16 protein-coding genes and 2 pseudogenes are annotated in these 18,992 nt (G+C 58.6%); 10 read left to right on the top strand and 8 right to left on the bottom strand.

Features of this window, described 5'->3' with window-relative positions; all coding sequences use genetic code 11:
- The first annotated feature begins 460 nt into the window (after positions 1 to 460).
- From NW846_RS02880 to pxcA, 6 genes are all read left to right on the top strand, one after another.
- Positions 461 to 895 carry an alpha/beta hydrolase gene (locus tag NW846_RS02880; RefSeq protein ID WP_240527803.1) on the top strand — a complete coding sequence of 145 codons (435 nt, stop codon included), beginning with the start codon at positions 461 to 463 and terminating at the stop codon, positions 893 to 895.
- Positions 896 to 1,105: 210 nt separating this feature from the next.
- Positions 1,106 to 1,510: a universal stress protein gene (locus tag NW846_RS02875; RefSeq protein ID WP_414347076.1), complete on the top strand. Its 405-nt coding sequence runs from the start codon at positions 1,106 to 1,108 to the stop codon at positions 1,508 to 1,510.
- Positions 1,511 to 1,666: 156 nt separating this feature from the next.
- Entirely contained in the window at positions 1,667 to 2,026 is a 360-nt protein-coding gene (locus NW846_RS02870) for a ferredoxin-thioredoxin reductase catalytic domain-containing protein (RefSeq protein WP_414347074.1), read from the top strand.
- Positions 2,027 to 2,139: 113 nt separating this feature from the next.
- Entirely contained in the window at positions 2,140 to 2,256 is a 117-nt protein-coding gene (locus tag NW846_RS02865; protein WP_011431350.1) for a photosystem II reaction center X protein, read from the top strand.
- Positions 2,257 to 2,338: 82 nt separating this feature from the next.
- Positions 2,339 to 3,742, top strand: a complete 1,404-nt coding sequence (locus NW846_RS02860; protein WP_099812766.1) for a glycosyltransferase — start codon at positions 2,339 to 2,341, stop codon at positions 3,740 to 3,742.
- Positions 3,743 to 3,899: 157 nt separating this feature from the next.
- On the top strand, positions 3,900 to 5,270 hold the full coding sequence (gene pxcA / locus NW846_RS02855; RefSeq protein WP_414347071.1) for a proton extrusion protein PcxA: 1,371 nt from the start codon (positions 3,900 to 3,902) through the stop codon (positions 5,268 to 5,270).
- A gap of 172 nt (positions 5,271 to 5,442) precedes the next feature.
- Here the strand turns inward: pxcA and NW846_RS02850 are convergent, their stop codons facing one another.
- The 5 genes from NW846_RS02850 to NW846_RS02830 form a co-directional block, all read right to left on the bottom strand.
- On the bottom strand, positions 5,443 to 5,961 hold the full coding sequence (locus NW846_RS02850) for a DciA family protein (RefSeq protein ID WP_240527320.1): 519 nt from the start codon (positions 5,959 to 5,961) through the stop codon (positions 5,443 to 5,445).
- Between the two features lie 77 nt (positions 5,962 to 6,038).
- Positions 6,039 to 7,895 (bottom strand): mechanosensitive ion channel family protein, encoded by a 1,857-nt coding sequence (locus NW846_RS02845; RefSeq protein WP_414347069.1) that lies wholly within the window; start codon positions 7,893 to 7,895, stop codon positions 6,039 to 6,041.
- Between the two features lie 82 nt (positions 7,896 to 7,977).
- Positions 7,978 to 10,065, bottom strand: coding sequence for an excinuclease ABC subunit UvrB (gene uvrB, locus NW846_RS02840; RefSeq protein ID WP_011431356.1), 2,088 nt, complete (start codon positions 10,063 to 10,065; stop codon positions 7,978 to 7,980).
- 201 nt (positions 10,066 to 10,266) lie between these two features.
- A complete protein-coding gene (locus NW846_RS02835) occupies positions 10,267 to 11,127 on the bottom strand; it encodes a hypothetical protein (protein WP_011431357.1) in 861 nt (286 codons plus the stop codon).
- Positions 11,128 to 11,155: 28 nt separating this feature from the next.
- Positions 11,156 to 12,133 carry a CobW family GTP-binding protein gene (locus NW846_RS02830; protein ID WP_414347066.1) on the bottom strand — a complete coding sequence of 326 codons (978 nt, stop codon included), beginning with the start codon at positions 12,131 to 12,133 and terminating at the stop codon, positions 11,156 to 11,158.
- A gap of 122 nt (positions 12,134 to 12,255) precedes the next feature.
- On the opposite strand from NW846_RS02830, the gene NW846_RS02825 reads away from it, so the two are divergent.
- Both NW846_RS02825 and NW846_RS02820 read left to right on the top strand, forming a co-directional pair.
- Complete coding sequence (locus NW846_RS02825) at positions 12,256 to 12,426, top strand: hypothetical protein (RefSeq protein ID WP_414347064.1); 171 nt, start codon at positions 12,256 to 12,258, stop codon at positions 12,424 to 12,426.
- Between the two features lie 364 nt (positions 12,427 to 12,790).
- A pseudogene (locus NW846_RS02820) lies at positions 12,791 to 12,922 on the top strand (IS200/IS605 family transposase); the annotation flags it as partial.
- 215 nt (positions 12,923 to 13,137) lie between these two features.
- Here the strand turns inward: NW846_RS02820 and NW846_RS02815 are convergent.
- Positions 13,138 to 13,734 carry a chromophore lyase CpcT/CpeT gene (locus NW846_RS02815; protein WP_011431360.1) on the bottom strand — a complete coding sequence of 199 codons (597 nt, stop codon included), beginning with the start codon at positions 13,732 to 13,734 and terminating at the stop codon, positions 13,138 to 13,140.
- A 467-nt stretch (positions 13,735 to 14,201) separates the two neighbouring features.
- Between NW846_RS02815 and rlmN the strand changes: the two genes are divergently transcribed.
- On the top strand, positions 14,202 to 15,284 hold the full coding sequence (gene rlmN, locus NW846_RS02810; RefSeq protein WP_414348153.1) for a 23S rRNA (adenine(2503)-C(2))-methyltransferase RlmN: 1,083 nt from the start codon (positions 14,202 to 14,204) through the stop codon (positions 15,282 to 15,284).
- Here the strand turns inward: rlmN and NW846_RS02805 are convergent.
- Together NW846_RS02805 and NW846_RS02800 are read right to left on the bottom strand one after the other, a co-directional pair.
- On the bottom strand, positions 15,281 to 18,169 hold the full coding sequence (locus NW846_RS02805; RefSeq protein ID WP_414515249.1) for an ATP-binding protein: 2,889 nt from the start codon (positions 18,167 to 18,169) through the stop codon (positions 15,281 to 15,283). The genes rlmN and NW846_RS02805 overlap by 4 nt on opposite strands.
- A 34-nt stretch (positions 18,170 to 18,203) precedes the next feature.
- Complete coding sequence (locus tag NW846_RS02800) at positions 18,204 to 18,845, bottom strand: ABC transporter permease (RefSeq protein ID WP_414348148.1); 642 nt, start codon at positions 18,843 to 18,845, stop codon at positions 18,204 to 18,206.
- A gap of 52 nt (positions 18,846 to 18,897) precedes the next feature.
- Between NW846_RS02800 and NW846_RS02795 the strand changes: the two are divergent.
- Positions 18,898 to 18,992 (top strand): annotated as a pseudogene (locus NW846_RS02795) (IS607 family transposase); the annotation flags it as partial.

Raw genomic sequence — 18,992 nt, 5'->3', positions numbered from 1 at the left:
GTCTCGACATCTCCTCTGGGCTCCTTACCCCTTGGCTGGGCCAACTCTGGCTTGATTGAAACTAATCTCAAGAAAAAAGAGATTTTTTATCACTAGCTGCCACGGGATTTCTTGCTTAAACCCGGCCCTTCAGGAACAACTACCGCCTACGAGAGCCGCAGCCTGCGAAGCCAATCCAGCTTTTAACAAAACTTAACCCTAAGTATATTGATATCTTTTCTCAAGAAGCTTAGAGTAGACTACAGCTTAAAGTTGAGATTTACTATCAATAATTGGTTGTATGGCTCGAAAGGATGTGTCCGTGCGGCCAGAGGCAGCTCTGGGGCAAAGTCTCTGGCCTTTTCCTAAAAAAGCTTGTTTAGCAACGCAAAAGGAGCGGGGATGACAGCGACAACATTGAGGGCAAGAAGGGGGATCTAACTTGCAAAAGTAGATCCCCTAGGGGGCGGGCAACGCCCGTTTGACTGATCTTTTTGGCTGCTGGGGGCGCATGTGGCCCATGCAGCGAAAAATGTTTTGCTGTAGCCGAGAACAGCTCCTGGTGCGTATAGCCCAGAGCCTTCTGCCAGCTTCAGAACAGTGGCGAGCGCGCTCACTCTCCTATGCCCTGGCTAAAGATTTAGACACTTCCCCCATACCTCACTCCCTATTTCAGGTGGTAGCGATTCCAACCCAGAAAGTGTCGGTGCCGATGTTGGTTTGCGCCAGCGAGGATGACCCCATTGTGGATCCCGCTTCGCTCGAGAAGTGGGGAAACCACTTAAAGCCAGGGGATCAAATGTGGTTTTGCCCTGGGGGACGACAGTTTTTTCATTATTCTTTTCCAAGTTTGGTCAATCTGAAAATCATGGATTTTTGGCAGGAATTGCGTAAATTTCAGCCCAGCATGGCCTAAGGCGGCTGGAGTTTTGCGGGATGATGGGCATGGCCGCTCATCCCAACAGGAGAGGGGCTCCGTTTGCAGCCCAGGTCGAGCCCCTGACAATAGAAAAACGGGCAGGGGTGGAAGGAGGCCATTGAGCTTCCGGTAAAATTGATTGGTAGAATAGGGCCAGCCCCCGACGTGGATAGGGAAGGGGCGGGCTTAAGTGTGGGATCCGCGACTATGTTCGACAAACTGCTCTTTCCCATCGACAACTCGCGCGAAACTAGCCACGCCCTGCCCTTGGTGGCGGACATAGCGCAGCGCTACAAGAGCCAGGTCTATCTGCTCTCCGTCCTAGACAGCACGGACCTGAGCCCAGAGCAAGCCGAGCAAGCCCGCCAAAGTATCCACAACTTGCTCAAACAGGCTGAGGCTGGCCTCCAGCAGATTGGCATCCAAAATGTCAAGAGCGAGTATCGCGAGGGGAAGGTTCCTTTTGTCATCTGCGACGTGGCGGACGAGCTGGAGATCAGCCTGATCGTGATGGGATCCCGCGGCATCAGCCTAGCCGAAGGCCGGAAAAACGAATCCGTCAGCCACCGGGTCATCGACCTCTCCCCTTGCCCAGTGTTGGTAGTACCCTGAAGAGCAGACCTTCTCTTTCCGGGGAGTGTGTTGAAGTTGTCTCAAAATGTTGCCTTGTGTAACAGCAAGGCCGTTGTTGTTCGTGTTGAGCAGGAGTCTGCTGTACAACGAAGAGCGAGGTAGCCCGGATTACTGGTTACACCCCTGGGAATCGGTATGGAAAATCAAAGTCGTGGTCACAACAAGGCCTCGCAGAGAACCTTCGAGGTGATGCGGCATTTTGCAGAAACCTACGCCAAACGCACCGGCACTTTTTTCTGCTCCGACCCCGCAATTACGACAGCGGTGATTGAGGGTCTAGCTCTGCACAAAGAGCAACTGGGCGCCCCGCTCTGTCCCTGCCGCTTTTACGAAGACAAAGAGGCGGAAGTGAAAGCCGGCTATTGGAACTGCCCCTGCGTGCCAATGCGCGAGCGCAAAGAATGTCACTGTATGCTCTTCTTAACCCCAGACAACCCCTTTGCCGGCACCAGGCAAACCCTAGAGGAGGTGCCCCTGGAATACCAAACGAAATAATCGGCCAAGTGCCTGTCATTGGAGGGGACGATCGGGCGGGGAGGGGTGACAAAGATCGGTATAGTCAGAGAATAGCTGGGTAGTTGCTATTCGCAGGAGGAGGAAACTCTTTTATGACTCCCTCACTGGCTAACTTTCTCTGGAGCTTGCTGTACGGCGCAGTGGTGCTGGGGCTTCTCTTCGGCGCCATCGTCTTCGTCAGCCAAAGAGATAGGGTGCGTCGTCGCTGAGTCTCCTGCTCGCCAGGGCTTGTCTGCGGATTGCCCACCGCCCTTTATGATCTAAAGCTGATCTGGCGACATCCCGGGAGCGTTGACCCACCCCCTGCACTACTGGCGGCAAAAAAACCGCTACTACCACGAGGATCTGGAGCGGCTGCACCGCTTCTTCGTTCCCCCAGGCCTGCGCATTCTGGAAATCGGCTCCGGCACCGGATCCCTGCTCAACGCTTTGCAGCCCAGTTTTGGGGTGGGGATTGACTGGGACGCAGAGATTGTTGCCCAGGCGCAGAGGCAGTTTCCCCATCTTCACTTTCGGGTGCAGGATGCCCACACGCTGGACAAGCAGGATCCCATCTTAGCGGAGCCTTTTGACGTTATTTTGCTCGTCAACACCTTGGGCTACCTGGCAGACGTTCAGCAGGTTCTTGAGCGGCTGCGCCGTTTTTGTACCCCGCGCACTCGCCTGATCCTCTCGTACCACAACCCCCTCTGGGAGCCGCTGCTAAGCCTGGCGACCGTCCTCAAGCAGCGCATGCCCCTGCCGGCAGCCAACTGGCTCTCGGCAGGCGATGTGGCCAATTTGCTGCACCTAGCAGGGTACGAGGTCATTCAGCAGGGCAAGCGGCTGTTGTTGCCGCGGCGGATCCCACTGCTTTCGACGCTGATTAACCGCTTCATTGCCCCCTTGCCCGGGATCAACGCCCTTTGTCTAACGGAATACACGATCGCCCGCCCCCAGCCCGATCCCGCCTGGGATCCCCCCCTTGAGGAGCAACCTTCTTGCACAGTGGTGATCCCAGCCCGCAACGAGGCGGGCAACATCCGCCGCTGTGTGCAGCAGTTGCCAGAGATGGGATCCCGCACCGAGATCATTTTTGTAGAGGGGCATTCCAGCGACGACACCTGGGCTGAGATCCAGCGGGTTCAGGACGAATACCAGGGGATCCGCACCATCCAGGCTCTCCGGCAAGAGGGCAAAGGCAAGGGAGATGCGGTGCGCAAGGGGTTTGCCGCGGCCAGCGGCGATGTGCTGATCATTCTCGACGCCGACTTGACTGTCCAGGCGGAAGAGCTCCCCAAGTTTTTCCGCGCGGTGGCCTCCGGGCGGTGCGACTTTGCCAACGGCTGCCGCCTCGTCTATCCCCTGAAACCAGAAGCGATGCCGCGCCTCAACCAGTGGGCCAATCGTTTTTTTGCCGCTCTCCTCTCCCACATTCTCGGCATCCGCATCAAAGATTCCCTCTGCGGCACCAAGGCCCTGTGGCGGGAGGACTATTGGCAGATTGCCAAGCTGCGGCAAGAATGGGGGGATTTTGACCCGTTTGGGGATTTCGACCTGTTGTTGGGGGCGGCCAAGCGCACCCTCAAGATCCTGGACATCCCGGTGCGCTACTTCCCCAGAACTTATGGGCGCTCCAACATCCAACATGTGCGGGACGGGCTGCGGCTGCTGCAGATCTGCGCTTTTGCCCTCAGCCGCTTCAAGGGATCCTGAGCCCTAACCCCTTCAACACGGTTTTGATCCAGACGGGCCGCTTCCCCATCCGGATCCCTGCCCAGCCTCCCAGAAGTTGTTACAATAGTTAGCCATTGAAAAATGCATGGATCAGCCCTGAGAAAAACCGCCACAGGAAAAAGCAATGGGGGAATCCGTGTTGAGCAGGCTCGGCCAATGGATCTCAAGTACTCCCCTACGCTCCCTCGATCGAGCCTATGAAGCTGCCCTGCGCATCAAAGCCATCGAAGACCGCTACTTTCAGGGGGGATCCATCGGCAGCAACGGAAACCACGGCCAAAACACCAGCCGCTACTTTCAGATCCAATTGCGCCAGGAATTGCGTCAAATTGATCTTAGTTTAGCGGAGTTCAGGGCCAGTAGCGTTTTTTCTCGCCTGCCGGATCCCGAGCAAAATGGCAGCGGCCCTCCCTTCTCTTCCGACAAAGATCAGGCCAAAGAGGCCCCCGTCGGCCCTTCTGAAAACGACGGTAAAGACGCTGAAAATGGCCGGCAAAGTCGGGATCCCTCGATTTTGGAAAAGCTGGAGTTTATCGATCAGGTGACCTCGCGCTACAAGCGCCCCGCTGCTCAACCCAGGTCCACCTCCCCTCCGCCCAAGTCTCAAGAGCAACCAGAGCCACTGACCTCAAGCCAGCCGGAGCCCTCCGATCCCTCCATCAAGACCAATCTTGCTAAGACAAACCTCGACAACAGCAATGCCCCGGTTGCCTCTAAAACGGCCCTCCTGCCTCGCTCCATCCTGCGTACGGCCAACCAGATCCGCCGTGAGCTGAGTTCGCAGGCAGAAGAAGAGCTGCTCCAGGAGTATCGCAGCCAACGCACGCGCACACTGGTGGCAGTTCGGTTTTTGTTGCTGCTGGCCATTTTGCCGCTGCTTGTCCAGATTTTCTCGAAACACTTCCTGTTCGGGCCGTTGGTGGATCGCTTTCAGCCGCGGGAGCCCACCATCCTGGCTCTGAGCTACGAATTTCAAGAAAAGGCTCTCTCCGAGTTTGAGTTTTTCAAGGAAAAAATAGAGTTTGAGCGGGCTTTACACCACCAATCTCCAGAGCTCGACCTGGAATCCGAAGACCAACTGTCCAAGAAGGCAGAGGAGTTGCTGCAAAAATACAGCCGTAAGAATTTGGAAGGCCTCAAGAACGTCCTTGCCGACGTGCTATCGCTGCTGGTGTTTGGCTGGCTGATCTTCATCGGGCACGAGGAAATTGAAGTTCTCAAGTCTTTTTTGGATCGCCTGATCTATGGCCTCAGCGACAGTGCCAAGGCTTTCATTATTATTCTCTTCACAGATGTGTTCGTCGGCTACCACTCTCCCCATGGCTGGGAGGTGCTGCTGAGCAGCTTAGCTGCCCACCTGGGTCTGCCAGAAAACCGCAATTTTATCTACGGCTTTATTGCCACTTTTCCGGTTTTCCTCGATACACTCTTTAAGTACTGGATCTTCCGCTACTTGAACCGCGTATCGCCGTCGGCGGTGGCCACCTACCACGCCATGAACGATTGAGGGTTTGCAGTTGCCTTCATCGAGAATCCAGGCCGCTGCCGCCACCATCCACAACCTCAGGGGGAGTTCCCCTCACCCCCGGCCCCTCTCCCTCTGGGAGAAGGGAGCTGGGGATCGACCTAACGAGTTGTTTCGTTGCCCCTGGAAACAGCCCTAATTTGAGTTCCCTGAGTTAGCTGCGCACGCGCAAGGACTGGCGATGGCAAAACCCGCAGACCAACCAACGCTCCAGTTCGGCGGCAGGGGCGGGGCAGCCACAGGCAGGGCAAGGGAACAGGTTTTGCTGAGTTTGTCTCTGTTTCACCAGTCGGGCCCAACGTTCGAAAGCGGCTTTAGCATCGGCGGGAGACGGCCGTGAGCCGGAGCGGCGAGCGGTTGCAGGCTGCTTTTGGGCTGGGGTTGCAGATGAGATGGGGTAAAACTTGCCTACCAACTCCGCATCAGGGTGGGGAGCGGACGGGCTGGATCCCTCGTGCCAAGCGCCGGGGCTGAAGCGAATGTCGCTGAGAGGAGGGTGCAGGCGGCTGTTGAGTTTCCTGAGAATGAGCTGGCGCTGCAGAGTTAAGTTTTGCGCCCAGGACGGGGTAGAGGTGGCCACCTGTAGCACCTGGCGGCGCAGGTTGAGGGGATAGGTTTGCGCTGCTACCGCCTCTCCCACCACTTCCGGCCAGAGCTGTCTTAGGAGCTGCATTTGCTTCAGTTCAGCCCAACACGGATGGCTGCCAAAGCTACCCAGTGCCTCATCTAACCGTTGCAGCATGGTGTCGCTCAGGAAACGCCATTTTGGTCTTCCAACGATTTTGCCGCTTCGCTGAGGGCGGACTGAATGGAAGCGGCATCGGGCAGGGAACGGGATCCGCCGTTTTGACTGGGGGGAGCAAATCCTTCGAGGCTGCGAATGTGAATATCTTGCTGGGGGAAGGGGATGCGGATCCCACGCCGGCGAAACTCTGCTTCGATGGCAAAGTTCAGCTCGCTGATCAAGACAAATTGATCCTGGGGCCGGTTGATCCACACCAGCAGCTCAAAGTTGAGGGAAGAGGGGCCAAAAGACTTGAGCCACACCTGCGGGGCGGGGCTGCTCAGTACCCGCGGATTTTCCTTGGCGGCGCTGAGCAGGGCTTCGGTGACCAAGGTGGTATCGGAGCCGTAGGCCACGCCCACGGGAATGTGGATGCGACAGCGGGGATCCCGGTAGCTCCAGTTCACCACCTTCGACTCGGTGAAGCGGGAGTTGGGCACGATTACAAAGATGCGATCCAAAGTGCGCAGGACGGTGGCCCGCGGGCCAATGCGCTCCACGGTGCCGAGCAGGTTGTCCACTTCCACCAGATCCCCGACTTGGATGGGGCGCTCCAGCAGGATGGCGATGTAGCTGATGTAGTTGTTGGAGAGGTTTTGCAGACCAAAACCGATCCCCAAACCCACCGCCCCGGCAATCACCGCCAGGGATCCCAAATTGAGGCCACTGAAGGGCAAGACCAAGAGGATCCCGAACAGGGTGAGGATGTACTTGAAGATGGCCGTTGTAGACTCCTGGGTGCCCAGATCCAGTCCCAGCCGGCTCAGAAACCGCTGCTTAAAGCCAACGCTGACGTAGTGGGCAACGGTGAAGACCAAAGCGGCCAGCACAAAAAAGACCAGCAAGCTGGCGATGGAGACGCTGGAATTGGGCAGCGGTTGGGTGAGGACGCCCAGCGCCGTGGCCACCACGCGCCCCAAGCCCAGGTAAAAAGCGCGCTGAAAAGGCCGCAGGGCAGGTATAAAGCTGATGCCGCGATCCAGAGAGATGCCGGCAATGAGAATTGCCCCCAGGCCTCGCAGCAGCACCCCTGCGATGTCGATCCAGCTCCCCCAGGCCGGGTCGGCCTTGAGCTCCAACCAACTTTGCAGGCGGACGAGACTGCGGTCGAACAGCCGCCAGAGAAAGAACCCCACTGCCACGGTGGCCAGCCCGGCCAGGATGGTGAGCATCAGCACGCGCGGATCCTGCGCCCGCTGCAGATCCAGCCGATCCTGCCGGTACTCGGCAATGGCTTGCTCCAGCCGCCGCGCCCAAGTGTTGGCCACCAGACGCACGTCGTTGAGGCTCACCTGGCCCAGCGGCACCCTGCGCTCGGCGGCGGCGTCGGCATAGGTGACGGTAAACAGATACCGCTGGGTGGCCTCAAAGCGACCTCTTTCTCCCAGGCGGAGGACGTACTGGCCGTTGGCATCCTGGGCCACCCGTACCTCCGGCTCTGGCAACTGGCCTTCTTCCAAGAAGCGCTCAATGATTGCCCGCACGTTGTCGGCCCGCACATCGCTGGGGTATTCTGCCGTCTGCAGGCGAAACACCGGAATGTTCCCCACCAAGACTTCTGTGCCCTCTTGGCCGGTCAAGGGGATCCGCAGTGGGCTAGAGGTCGGGGAAGGGGATCCCTCAAGAGTTGGCGCTTCGGCAGGAGTGGGGTGGGAAAAGCCGGGATCCCGCAACTCGAGGGCTTGGGCCACCGGGATCCCAGCAGCCTTGGAGACCGGAGCGGGCAGGAGCCAGAGGCCAATCCCGGCTATCAGCCCCACCGCCAGGGCCGCTCCCTTCAGCAGGACAGAGTCTCGAATGGCTCGTTGGACCCGAACGCCCATTGTCTCGGGGATCCCTAGGATGCTGCTGTAAGCCTATGGTGGCATAAGCAAATCCCGATTTTGGCCGATCCAAGCGAGGACCTTAAGTGCTCTGATGGTGGCCCAAAAGGCGTTGGCGCAGCTTTTTAATTTGGTCTCGCAGTTGCGCAGCTTCTTCAAATTCCAGGTTTTTGGCCGCTGCTTTCATCTTCAGTTCCAGTTGGCCGATCAGCTCTGGAATCTCCGAAAGAGGGATTTCGTCTGCAACTGGAAAGGCTTTTTCCAGGTCTTGGCTGTTGAGTTTGCGGGAGATGGCCAAAAAAGACAGAATGGCGTTGCTGTTTTTCTTAATAATGGGCTTAGGAGTGATGTTGTGTTGGCGGTTGTATTGCAATTGAATCTCCCGGCGGCGCTGGGTTTCGGCGATGGCCCGGGCCATGCTGCCGGTCAGGGTGTCGGCGTACATCACCACCGTGCCACGGACATTGCGCGCTGCTCGCCCGATCATCTGAATCAGGGATCGCTCCGCCCGCAAAAATCCCTCTTTATCCGCGTCCAAAATGGCCACCAAGGAGACTTCCGGCAAATCCAACCCTTCCCGCAACAAATTGACCCCTACCAGTACGTCAAAAGCTCCTTCGCGAAAATCTTGTAAAATTTCGATCCGCTCAATTGAGCTGATCTCGGAATGCAAATAGCGAACCCGGATCCCGCGTTCTTGCAAGTATTCTGTGAGATCTTCGGCCATGCGTTTGGTGAGGGTGGTCACAATGACCCGTTCCGGGAGGCCCTGCTGCGAACGTTCCAATCGCAGGTAGATCTCTCCCAACAAATCCTCCACCTGCCCGGCTGTGGGGCGGACATGCACTTCCGGATCCACCACCCCGGTGGGCCGAATGACCTGTTCTATAACCCGACCGGTGCCCGGCACATAGAACTTCAGGGTTTTGCCGTTTTCCACCACCGTTTCAAATTGGGCTCCGCTTTGCTCCAGTTCCCAGTTGCCGGGCGTGGCGGAAACAAAGACGCATTGGTGGACTTTGGCCCAGAACTCCTCGGCTTTGAGAGGGCGGTTGTCGAGGGCGCTGGGCAGGCGAAACCCGTGATCCACCAGCACCTGCTTGCGGGCGCGATCCCCATTGTACATGCCGCGGATTTGCGGCACGGTGACGTGGGATTCGTCCACCACCAAGAGCCAATCGTTGGCCTTGAAATAATCCACTAAACAAGCAGGCGGCTCCCCTTCCTTGCGCCCCGTCAGGTGCCGAGAGTAGTTTTCGATGCCGTTGCAATAGCCCACCTCCCGCAGCATTTCCAGGTCGTAGCGGGTGCGCTGTTCTAGCCGTTGGGCTTCCAGTAGCTTGCCTTGTTTGCGAAAGAAAGCCAGTTGCTCCTCCAGCTCCTGCTCAATGTTGAGGATCGCCTGCTGCAACTGGGCTTCTGGCGTTACAAAGTGACGAGCCGGGTAGACTCTGAGGGCGCTGAGGCTGGTCAAAATCTCACCTGTAACCGGATCAATCAGGCGAATGGCCTCGATCTCATCGCCAAAAAATTCAATGCGGATCACCCGATCTTCATACGCCGGCACAATTTCCAGCACATCGCCCTTGACGCGAAATCGCCCCCGCGCCAGCTCCAGGTCGTTGCGCTCGTACTGAATGCCGGCCAGATCCCGCAAGACCTCCCGCTGGTTGATCTCCTGGCCGACTTGGAAGGGGATGGAAGCCTTCAGGTATTCCTCCGGCATGCCCAAGCCGTAGATGCAGCTTACCGAGGCCACCACGATGACATCTCGCCGTTCAAATAGAGAGCGGGTAGCGGAGTGCCGCAACATGTCGATCTCATCGTTGATGGAAGAAGACTTGGCGATGTAAGTATCGGTGCTGGGCACATAGGCTTCCGGTTGATAATAGTCGTAATAGCTGATGAAATATTCGACGGCATTGTAGGGAAAAAGCTCTCGCAGCTCGTTACACAGTTGGGCGGCCAAGGTTTTGTTGGGAGCCATCACCAAGGTGGGCCTGCCGACTTGCTGGATAGTATGGGCAATGGTAAACGTTTTGCCGGTTCCGGTTGCCCCCAGCAGGGTTTGAAATCGATGGCCCTCTAAAATCGACTTCACCAAGCCGGCAATCGCCTTGGGTTGATCCCCCGTGGGCTGATAGGAAGAAACCAGTTGAAACTCCGACATAAGTCTATCCGTTGATCTTTTGAGGATCCATGGTTGAGTGTTCTGGTTAAGACTTTTAATTTAGACAACTGGGCAGTTACAGCCTGCTTGGCCAGAACCTATATCGTCCCATAAGCTAAAACCTTTGTCAGTGGAGTTTCCGTCGGTGCGCTGGATCTCCTGACGAAAGAGCAAGCTGTAGTTGAATTCGGCGGCTACACCTCACAGGCTGTAAATTTGTCCATCGATTAGCAGATGGGTAATGCCTTTCTTCTGCAATTGTGGGCGTACAATCTCCAGAATGTATCCGGGAAATTGGATGACCCGGTAGGGCGGATAGGTGTTGCTGCCACGACGGCTCATCTCGGAAAAGCGCCGAGCCACCTTGTGGTTGTCGAAAATGGGCAGCGTATTGGCGTTTTCGATCCCCTCTACGGGCAGGGATCCCAGCCCCAGAAATTCCTTGAGGGGGCGGGTGGTCAGCTCTTGGTAGCGATCCACCACAACATAACAGGTCTCAGGCAGGTCGAGCTTCTCTAGGGGGAGTACTTGGATGTGATGGACGGGATCCGCCAAGGGATCTTCTGAGGGCACCGCTGCCGCGTCGTCTAAAAAATCGTCGGCATCCTCTTCTTCGTCGTCATCGTCTTCTTCGTCTTCCAGGTCGTTGTCCTCGTCGTCTTCTAGGTCTTCTTGAAGCTCGGCTACGAGCTGGGCCGGCAATTCTTCGGGGGCCAGTTCTGCCACCGTGGCCGTCCTGTCCTCAGGGATCCGCTCCCCTTCGCTGACATCGCTGAGATCGGAGGCGTCGGCAGCCCCCTGTGGGGGCAAGACCTGTTGCCCCTCCATGCCGTCCAGGGGAAGGGTGGGTTCCTCGCCCGTGTCTTTGCGGCGAGCTGCTGAGCGTTTGAGCTGGATCAGCCGCTGGTACTCGTCGGCAGCGATGTTTTCCTTGAGGACACGGGTGATGGTGGTAACGCTTACCCGAAATTGCTCGGCCAATTCGGCGGCAGTGGCTGCCGAGCCGCGGTAGGTGCTAACAATTTGCTGTTGTTCTTGTTCTGAAAGTTTGCTGCGGGCCATCGCGGTTATCCCATCCCAAAACTTGGACTCATGGGCAGGCGGCGGTTGCCCGACACAGCCGGTTGAGGCCGGCGGCCAGCGCTTCCCGCTCTAGTTCCTTGCCGATGAAGACAATTTTTGACCAACGCGGCTCATCGGGATCCCACTCCCGCTCCAAGAAGAGGGTCTGTCGTCGGCCCACCTGATGAAAGATAACCCGCTGCGGCTCGTCCACAACCCACAGCACCCCCTTGGCGCGAAAAATCGTCTCCGGCAGATCCTGCAGCCAATCGCGGAAGGCCGCCAGATCCAGCGGTTGCTGCAGTTGAAAGCTCAGAGATTGGATCCCGTCTTCTTCCAGATGGTGACTGGGGTGAGCGTGACCTTCAGCCTCGGCAGCGGAGAGCTTGGGATCCCACAGCTCTGGGCGAAAGGCGTGCACATCCAAAATGCGGGCCAGGGGCACCTGGGCGTGGGTGGTGGGCAGACAGGGAGCGTCGGGGTTGTAGCGACGCAGATCTAACAGGATCTTCTCTTGTTCGGCTGGGGTGATCAAATCTACCTTGTTCAGGAGCAAGATGTCGGCGCTGCTGATCTGGTGGGCGGTAGTTTGGGACCGCTGGAAGTTGCGCCAGTACTCGGCCCCATCCACCAGGGTCACCATCCCATCCAGGCGCAGCTCCTCGTGGAAGGTTCTCTGTACAAACAGCTCGGCCACCTGCCTGGGATCCGCCACGCCGCTGGTCTCCACCACCAGGTAGTCCAACGCCTGGGCATGCTGAAGCAGCTCGCGAGCCGACCGTTCGAGATCCTCCCGCACCGTGCAGCAGAGACAGCCGTTGCTGAGCTGCATCAGCCCTCCTTGGGGCATGTTGACCAGTTCGCCATCGATGGAGATCTCGCCAAACTCGTTGAGGATAACCCCGATGCGCAGCCCGTGTTCCTCCTGCAAGATGCGCTTGAGCAGCGTGGTTTTACCACTGCCCAAAAAGCCCGTCAAAATTGTAACCGGAAGCTGAGCTTTCATACATTCATTACATATCAATCACTCAAGACTCAATCGACAAGCGGCCAACAAACCCTTTTCTCAGGTTCTCTGGAGGCTCTACTAGCTTAGCTCCAGGGCCAGTTTTCCAGGATCTGGACTGAATGGCGGCGCTGCTGGGATCCCTAAGCCAGCAGGTTTGGGTGGACGAGGTGGGCATGCAATCCACCTACCCCGTCTGGGTGGGCTGCGCCGGCAGATCCGCTGGGCCGATGTCGAGCGCCTTGACCTCGCTCCACCAGCCAGGGGGGCCTGTTGACACTCCCACCGTCTAAAGGCGGGGGATTCTTACGCAGTCCACAAAAGAACCCGCAACGGCGTTGTCAAAGCGCCTCTAGACAGTTCCTTAACGCAAAGCCCCAAGGTTCTGCTGACTTTCTTAAGCAGGTTGGCGGCAGCATTTGCCTCAGCCCAGAGGGTCTCCACCCGTCGGGTTTTTCACCATAACTAGGTAGCTCATCTCCATCTAGGAAGCTTGCCTGCGAGCTGTACGCCTCCTCTACCTCAATAAACTCCATGCCATAATGCTGACATAATTGCACGATACGCTCCTTGAACCGACCTGTTGGGACGAAAACAAAGTTTTGGTTAAAACCGCATTCTTGTTTTTGTTCTTTGTTCCAACCTAAATAAGCGATAGTGCGAGAGGAAAGTCAACGGTACAATCACTACAACCATGGTGTGGGGCTAGCGGTTGTTTATCTTATTTTTTGGCCAAAGAGAAAGAAAGAGGTCTTGGTGGGAGAAGTCAGGAAGAGGTTGTTTGAGCTATGAAACTATATCAACGACCCCCATCATGGGTAAGCGACTAAAGTGGCTAGCGGGCTTTTCCGCCCCACACTCAAGTGCGGGGCTACCAAGCTATCCTTTTGTGTACTACCTGGTCAGCGGCCCTATGTCCAGCCTTGGATGGACAGGCTGCTGGGGGTTTGCCCTGTTGCTCTTGCTCTGGATGGGATCCTGGCCTTCTGGGTTTGGATGGGGAGCTAGCTCCAGCGGGGCAAGTAGCAGGAAAAATCCTGTTTTTTAACAAACCGAAAGGGCCCGGAAAGGGATCCCCAGACCACCTGATCTGTTTCGGGATCGCGCCCCTGATCCAGGCTGTGGAAGTAGTCGGCCCCGATTTCAAACTCGCTATAGAGGTAGGTGGTTCTGCCCTTGCGCTCGACGATACAGCCCTTGCCGGGTACGCTGCGGCCCCGGTAGCAGGATCCCGTCCATTCCACCTGAACCGCGCAGCCGGGCAAAAGCTCCAGCTCTGCCGCCGCCAGGCTGGCCAGTTTTCCCAGATCTCGGCCAGCACATTTGTAGGCCTCCGGGGATCCCAGGGCGTAGTTTTGAATGCGGATCCCGTCTGGCGTCTCGAAAAGGTGGATGACCCGCTGCCGGTAGGGCTGGTCGGGGTAGATATCGTACAGTTGCTCCACGTAAAACCCTATCCCCTGAAACACCGACCACGGCAGAGGGCATTGGTAGACGTGAATGTTGGCGAACCAGACCGGCTCGGCTATAGCCTGGTGCAGATTGTTGAAATGTCCGGCCATCCAGGTGGCCAGTTGGGCCAGTTGCGGCGAAACCGACATAGCGCAAGTGACATACTCCCGTCTCTCACCCTAAAGCGCTCTGCGCCGCTGACGCGAACGGGTAGAGAGCAGGCTTCTCGCTTCGAAGGACTCCGTTCCGCTAGCGCGAACGGGGAGCTATTGCAAGAACCCTCTGCAAGCAGCCACGGAATGCCCTATCGCAGGGCTGTACCAGATTCCGGCAACGCCGTTTTGTACAGCCAATCTGATTTTACGATATTTTTTGCGGGGGTGGCTGTATCCCGACCCTGACTGCCCCCCAGTCGGATATAGGGGGGTACAGGGCGGGGCTTATCCACCCCCGCACCCCCAGAAGCGTAAGCGTGCAAGCCTATTATCCGGGACGGCAGGCCCGCTTGCCAAAACCAGCTCTAGGGATCCAGTTTGGCCGACAGGCTAGAGTAGAGAAGCTCGATCCCCTCCGCTTGGGATCCGATTTGCCTTTCAATGGATTTGCGAACGGCGCTATGTCTGCCCCACCCCTTCCCCTGCTTGGGCAATCCCTAGCTGCCTTGAAAGACTGGGCGGTTGAGCAAGGGCAGCCGGCCTACCGCGGCCAACAACTGCACACCTGGCTCTACCACAAAGGGATCCGCTCCCTGCAGGAGGTGACGGTCTTTCCCAAGGCCTGGCGCGAGGCGCTGCAAGAGTATCCCGTGGGGCGCTCCCAGGTGGTGCAGCGGATAGAATCCCGCGATGGCACGGTCAAGTTTTTGCTGCAGTTGGCGGATGGGGAGTTGATCGAGACGGTGGGGATCCCGACCGCCAGGCGGCTGACCGTCTGCGTTTCCTCCCAGGTGGGCTGCCCCATGGCCTGCAACTTCTGCGCCACCGGCAAGATGGGCTACCGGCGCAACCTCAAGCTGCACGAAATTCTGGATCAGGTGTTAACGGTGCAGGAGGACTTTGGCCGCCGCGTCAGCCATGTGGTCTTCATGGGCATGGGCGAGCCCCTGCTCAACCGCGACACGGTGGTGCAGGCCATCCGCAGCCTGAACCAAGATATCGGCATCGGCCAGCGGCACATCACCCTCTCCACCGTGGGCGTGCCCCGCCAAATCCCCTGGCTGGCCCAGCAGGATCTGCAAATTACCCTAGCCGTCAGCCTGCACGCCCCCAACCAGGAGCTGCGGCAGCAGTTGATCCCTTCCGCAGCCCACTATCCCCTGGAGGCTTTGATCCAGGACTGCCGCGACTACATGCTGAGCACGGGACGGCGGGTTAGCTTTGAGTATACGCTTATAGCCGGGGTCAACGACCTGCCCATCCATGCCCGTCAATTGGCCCACCTGCTGCGCCAGGCCAGCCAGTCGGGGGCACGCCTACACGTCAACCTGATCCCGTACAACCCCATCGCCGAGGCCAACTATCAGCGCCCTCACCCGGCGCGGGTGGCGGAGTTTGTCCGCCTGCTAGAGGAACACCACGTCCAGGCCAGCGTGCGCCAGACCCGTGGCCTAGATGGCAACGCTGCTTGCGGTCAGCTGCGGGGATCCTTCTTGCGCGCTTCCAGCTTGCCTTCCCCTGAGCCGGCCTTTGGCCGTTCCTAGGCGGCGCCCGCAGGTTCAAGGCTTTTTGCAGTTGCTGCCGGCGGGGCAGAAGGGAGCCAAACGCGGAAATGGGTCCATCCTTCCAGGCTGCTGACGGAGATCCGGCCCCCCATGTGCTCCACCAGTTGCTTGACCAGGGACAGCCCCAGGCCGGTGCCGCCGTGCTTCCAGCGATCCGACTGCGGGATCCGATAGAACTTTTCAAAGATGCGGGGCAGCTCCGCCTCTGGGATCTCGCTGCTGTTGCTACAGACAAAGAGGATCCCTTCTCCTTCTGGAGTTACCTGCAGACGGATGGATCCCTCAGGGGCGGTGTACTTGACAGCGTTGTGCAGCAGCTCGCGCAGGATGCGGCCCAGAGCCTTGGGATCTGCCTTAAGGGGGGGGATCCCCTCTTCTAGGCGCAGTTGCAAGTTCTGCTTTTTGCCCTGGGCTAGAGGCTGGGCTGCCGCCACCAGATCCCGCAAATAGTGCGGCAGGAAGATCTCTTCCGGCTGGAGCAGATACTTCTCGGCTGCCAGTCGCTGCATGTCCAGCAGGTCGTTGATGAGATCAATTTGTCGGTTGCATTCTTTGAGAGCGATAGCGAAATAGTGCTGCTGTTTCTTAGGGTTATCGCAGGCTATTTGCAGCATCTGCAGGGCCATGCGCACATTGGCCATGGGGGTGCGCAGCTCGTGGGAGACGGTACTCAAAAAATCGTCCTTGAGCAGGTTGAGCCGCTCCAATTCCTTCACTTGGGCCCGGGTCTCCTCGTACAGACGGGCCTGGCGCAGGGCCAGGGCGCACAGGTTGACCACCTGATAGGCCAGTTGTCTCTCGGCTTCGGAAAACTCCTGCTGCCGCTCCAACAGCAAGAGCCCCAGCCGCTCTTGGTGGTTTCGAAGGGAGCAAGCCAAGAGGTGTACCCAGCGCCCGCCTCTTTGAGAACACCAGTGGACTTCCCAGGGCAAGGCATGGGAGTGCAGCAGGTGCCCAAGCTCAGGGTCGTTAAGGGAGGCGGGATCCGCCTTCTCTGGAAAAGAGCAAGCCCGGATCCAAGAGGATCCATCGGCGCTGGTCAAGAGAATATGACAGCCAGTCAGGTTGAGAGCCTCGGCTAGGCTCTTGACCACCTCTTCCAAGATCTCTCCCTCGTTGAGGCTGGCCATCATCTGGCCGCTGAGGGAGCGCAGCACTGCCTCAAAGCGCAAAGCCTGCTCCAACTGGGCGGTGCGCAGCGCCACCTGGACTTCTAGCTCGCGGTTAAGGGCTTCTAGCTGCTGTTGGGCCCGCTTTTGCTCGGTGATCTCCCGCCCCACCGCCAGGATCTCCACCAATTGGCCTTGGCTGTCGAAAATGCCCTGATCCACCCAGCTCACCCAGCGGGATTGTCCGTCTTCGCCAGGGTACTCCCGCTCGCTGCGGTGGAAGGGGTGCTCAGGCGTGAGGACGGCCAGCGCCTGCAGTACCGCCTCCCCTTCTTCCGGCGGCAGAGAATCCCTCCAGCGCCTGCCTATCGTTTCTTCTGCTGAGCGGCCAAAGAAGCGCAGGTAGGCCGGGTTGGCATAGGTTATGGAAGTATCGGGCCGAAAGCGGCAGATCAGCTCCGTCTGCTGCTCCACCACAGCGCGGTACTGCTGCTGCTGTTGCCAGAGGCGATCCAACAGCGCCTGTTGGCTGGCCGCCGCCTGTTGCCAAGCCTTGGCCAGGGTCTGCACCTCTTGGATGGGGCCGGGATCCATAGAGGCCAAGGCTGGGATCCCAGTTTGCACAAATTGCTCCGCTATTTGGGTCAGGCGGCGCAGCGGGCGAGAGAGGGCTTTGTCCAGGAGGATCCCAGCTCCCAGAAAGCCCAGCAGCAGCCCCCCGCCCAAGAGGGCCGCCTGCTGAGTGCTGCGATAGACAGGGGCGAGAAGGATCTCCTCCGGGATCCCCTGTACGAAATAGAAACTCAGCCCCCCTTCATCCTGAATGGCCGTCACCTGTGCCAGATAACGGATCCCGTCCACCTCAAGACGCAGCAGCCCTTGTGAGGCCGCCACCTCCCAGGATCCCACCTGCTCTTGCACAGCCAGCAGCAGCGGGTGGGGGGAGAGCTCCTCCGTGCCGGCCACCACCTGGCCCTCCCCATCCAGCAACCAGCTCACCCCCGGATACCCCAAGCTGACCTGCAGATCTTCCAGAAAAGCCTGCAGTTGCTGAGCCGAGAGAGCAGCCACCAGGCTGCCGTAAACCCCGCCCTCCCCATCCGCCAAGGGCAGCGCCGTCAGGACCAGCCGCTCCGGCCTTTGATGGGGAGACTCGACAAAAAAGTTGCTCACCACCCAGGTACGGCGGGCCCCTTCCTGTTGCAGGACTGCGGGAAACCAAGACAGCCGCTGCAGATCCACAAAGCCCAATTGCCGCGTCAAGCCGGTGGGATCCCCGCTTTCCGGATCCCGTTGGCGGCCTTGGACGGATCCCGGCTTCAGGCCCGGCGTGTGGTAAGTCCAGATCGAGCCATCGGCGTGGCGGCGGGCCGTGATAAACCCCCCCTGCTCAGAGACAAAGCCGACATAGCTCAGCTCGGGAAACTGCTGCAACTGGCGGGCAAAATACGCTTCCAAGACTTCCAGATCGGGAGGCTGAGGAGCGGCCAGATTGGGCAACAGCCCCCAGCGCACCGCTCCCTCAGTGAGGGCATTGACCTGCAGGGGGGCCTGCAGATACCGGTGTAGGTTCTCCTCGGCTCGGTGGTTAACCTCACGCTTCAGGTGCTCGGCCAACTGCAGCGCCATCTGCCGCCCGGCTCGCCAGGAGAGGTAGCTCACCCCGCCCGCCCCCCCGGCCACCGCCAACAGCAGCGGCAACAGCAGCGCCACCTGCAAAGGGATCGACCGAGAAGCCAGGGAGGGCAAGCGCATCCGGGAAGCAATCGAGGAAAATAGCATGGGATCCCTAGGCTTGAGGAGGTTCTAGCGCTCGCTGCACAGCGCCGAGGACAACTTCGGCACCCATGGCCAACAGCGCCACCGGGATCGCCCCCACCAGCAGGATGGCGGTGTCGTAGAGGGCAAACCCCAGCGTGATAAAGCTGCCCAGCCCGCCCGCCCCGATAAAGGCCGCCAACGTGGCGCTGGCAACCACCTCGATAGTAGCAGTTTTAACGCCGGCCAAGATTACCGGCAACGCCAAAGGGATCTCCACATAGCGCAGCACCTGGGCAGGGGTCATGCCCATGCCCAAGGCGGCTTCGCGTAGGGCCGGATCCAGGCTGCGGAAGGCCACGTCGGTGCTGATTAAAATGGGGGGCAAGGCCAAGATCGTCAGGGCAATGGCCGCCGAGCGGAAGCCAAGGCCAAAGTAGGGAATGGCCAAAAACAAAATCGCCAAGCTGGGGATCACCCGCAAGCTGCTAAAAGCATTGATCACCACCAGAGAAACCACCTGCGAGCGGGAGCTGCTAAAACCCAGCGGCAGACCCACCAGCAACGCGATCCCCAGCGGCACCGCCACCAGTTGCAGGTGTTGGAGGAAAGCTTGAAGTAGCAGGTCGCTGTTGCTTTGAGCATAGTCCAAGGAGCGGGCCAGGAGGCTCATCGAGAGCATGACTTGAAAATAATGTACAGTATGTTCAGTATAGCTGCTTGGTATAGCTAGATATGTAAAACCGAGAGAAGCGGCGGATTATCTTGGGGTGTGTCTCCACACCTTGAGGCGATGGGAACAGAAGGGCTGGATCCATGC

Source organism: Synechococcus sp. W60.3, assembly GCF_047502615.1.
Lineage (GTDB): Bacteria > Cyanobacteriota > Cyanobacteriia > Thermostichales > Thermostichaceae > Thermostichus.
This window is presented reverse-complemented; position numbering and strand designations above follow the sequence as displayed.

Bases quoted from the DNA above. Each gene is read 5' to 3' on its own strand.
- rlmN (WP_414348153.1), top strand. From the start codon at position 14,202: ATGTCTGCCCCACCCCTTCCCCTGCTTGGGCAATCCCTAGCTGCCTTG.
- NW846_RS02830 (WP_414347066.1), bottom strand. From the start codon at position 12,133: ATGAAAGCTCAGCTTCCGGTTACAATTTTGACGGGCTTTTTGGGCAGT.
- NW846_RS02835 (WP_011431357.1), bottom strand. From the start codon at position 11,127: ATGGCCCGCAGCAAACTTTCAGAACAAGAACAACAGCAAATTGTTAGC.
- NW846_RS02825 (WP_414347064.1), top strand. From the start codon at position 12,256: ATGGCGGCGCTGCTGGGATCCCTAAGCCAGCAGGTTTGGGTGGACGAG.
- uvrB (WP_011431356.1), bottom strand. From the start codon at position 10,065: ATGTCGGAGTTTCAACTGGTTTCTTCCTATCAGCCCACGGGGGATCAA.
- NW846_RS02805 (WP_414515249.1), bottom strand. From the start codon at position 18,169: ATGCGCTTGCCCTCCCTGGCTTCTCGGTCGATCCCTTTGCAGGTGGCG.
- NW846_RS02845 (WP_414347069.1), bottom strand. From the start codon at position 7,895: ATGGGCGTTCGGGTCCAACGAGCCATTCGAGACTCTGTCCTGCTGAAG.
- NW846_RS02865 (WP_011431350.1), top strand. From the start codon at position 2,140: ATGACTCCCTCACTGGCTAACTTTCTCTGGAGCTTGCTGTACGGCGCA.
- NW846_RS02850 (WP_240527320.1), bottom strand. From the start codon at position 5,961: ATGCAGCTCCTAAGACAGCTCTGGCCGGAAGTGGTGGGAGAGGCGGTA.
- NW846_RS02800 (WP_414348148.1), bottom strand. From the start codon at position 18,845: ATGAGCCTCCTGGCCCGCTCCTTGGACTATGCTCAAAGCAACAGCGAC.
- NW846_RS02815 (WP_011431360.1), bottom strand. From the start codon at position 13,734: ATGTCGGTTTCGCCGCAACTGGCCCAACTGGCCACCTGGATGGCCGGA.
- NW846_RS02870 (WP_414347074.1), top strand. From the start codon at position 1,667: ATGGAAAATCAAAGTCGTGGTCACAACAAGGCCTCGCAGAGAACCTTC.
- NW846_RS02875 (WP_414347076.1), top strand. From the start codon at position 1,106: ATGTTCGACAAACTGCTCTTTCCCATCGACAACTCGCGCGAAACTAGC.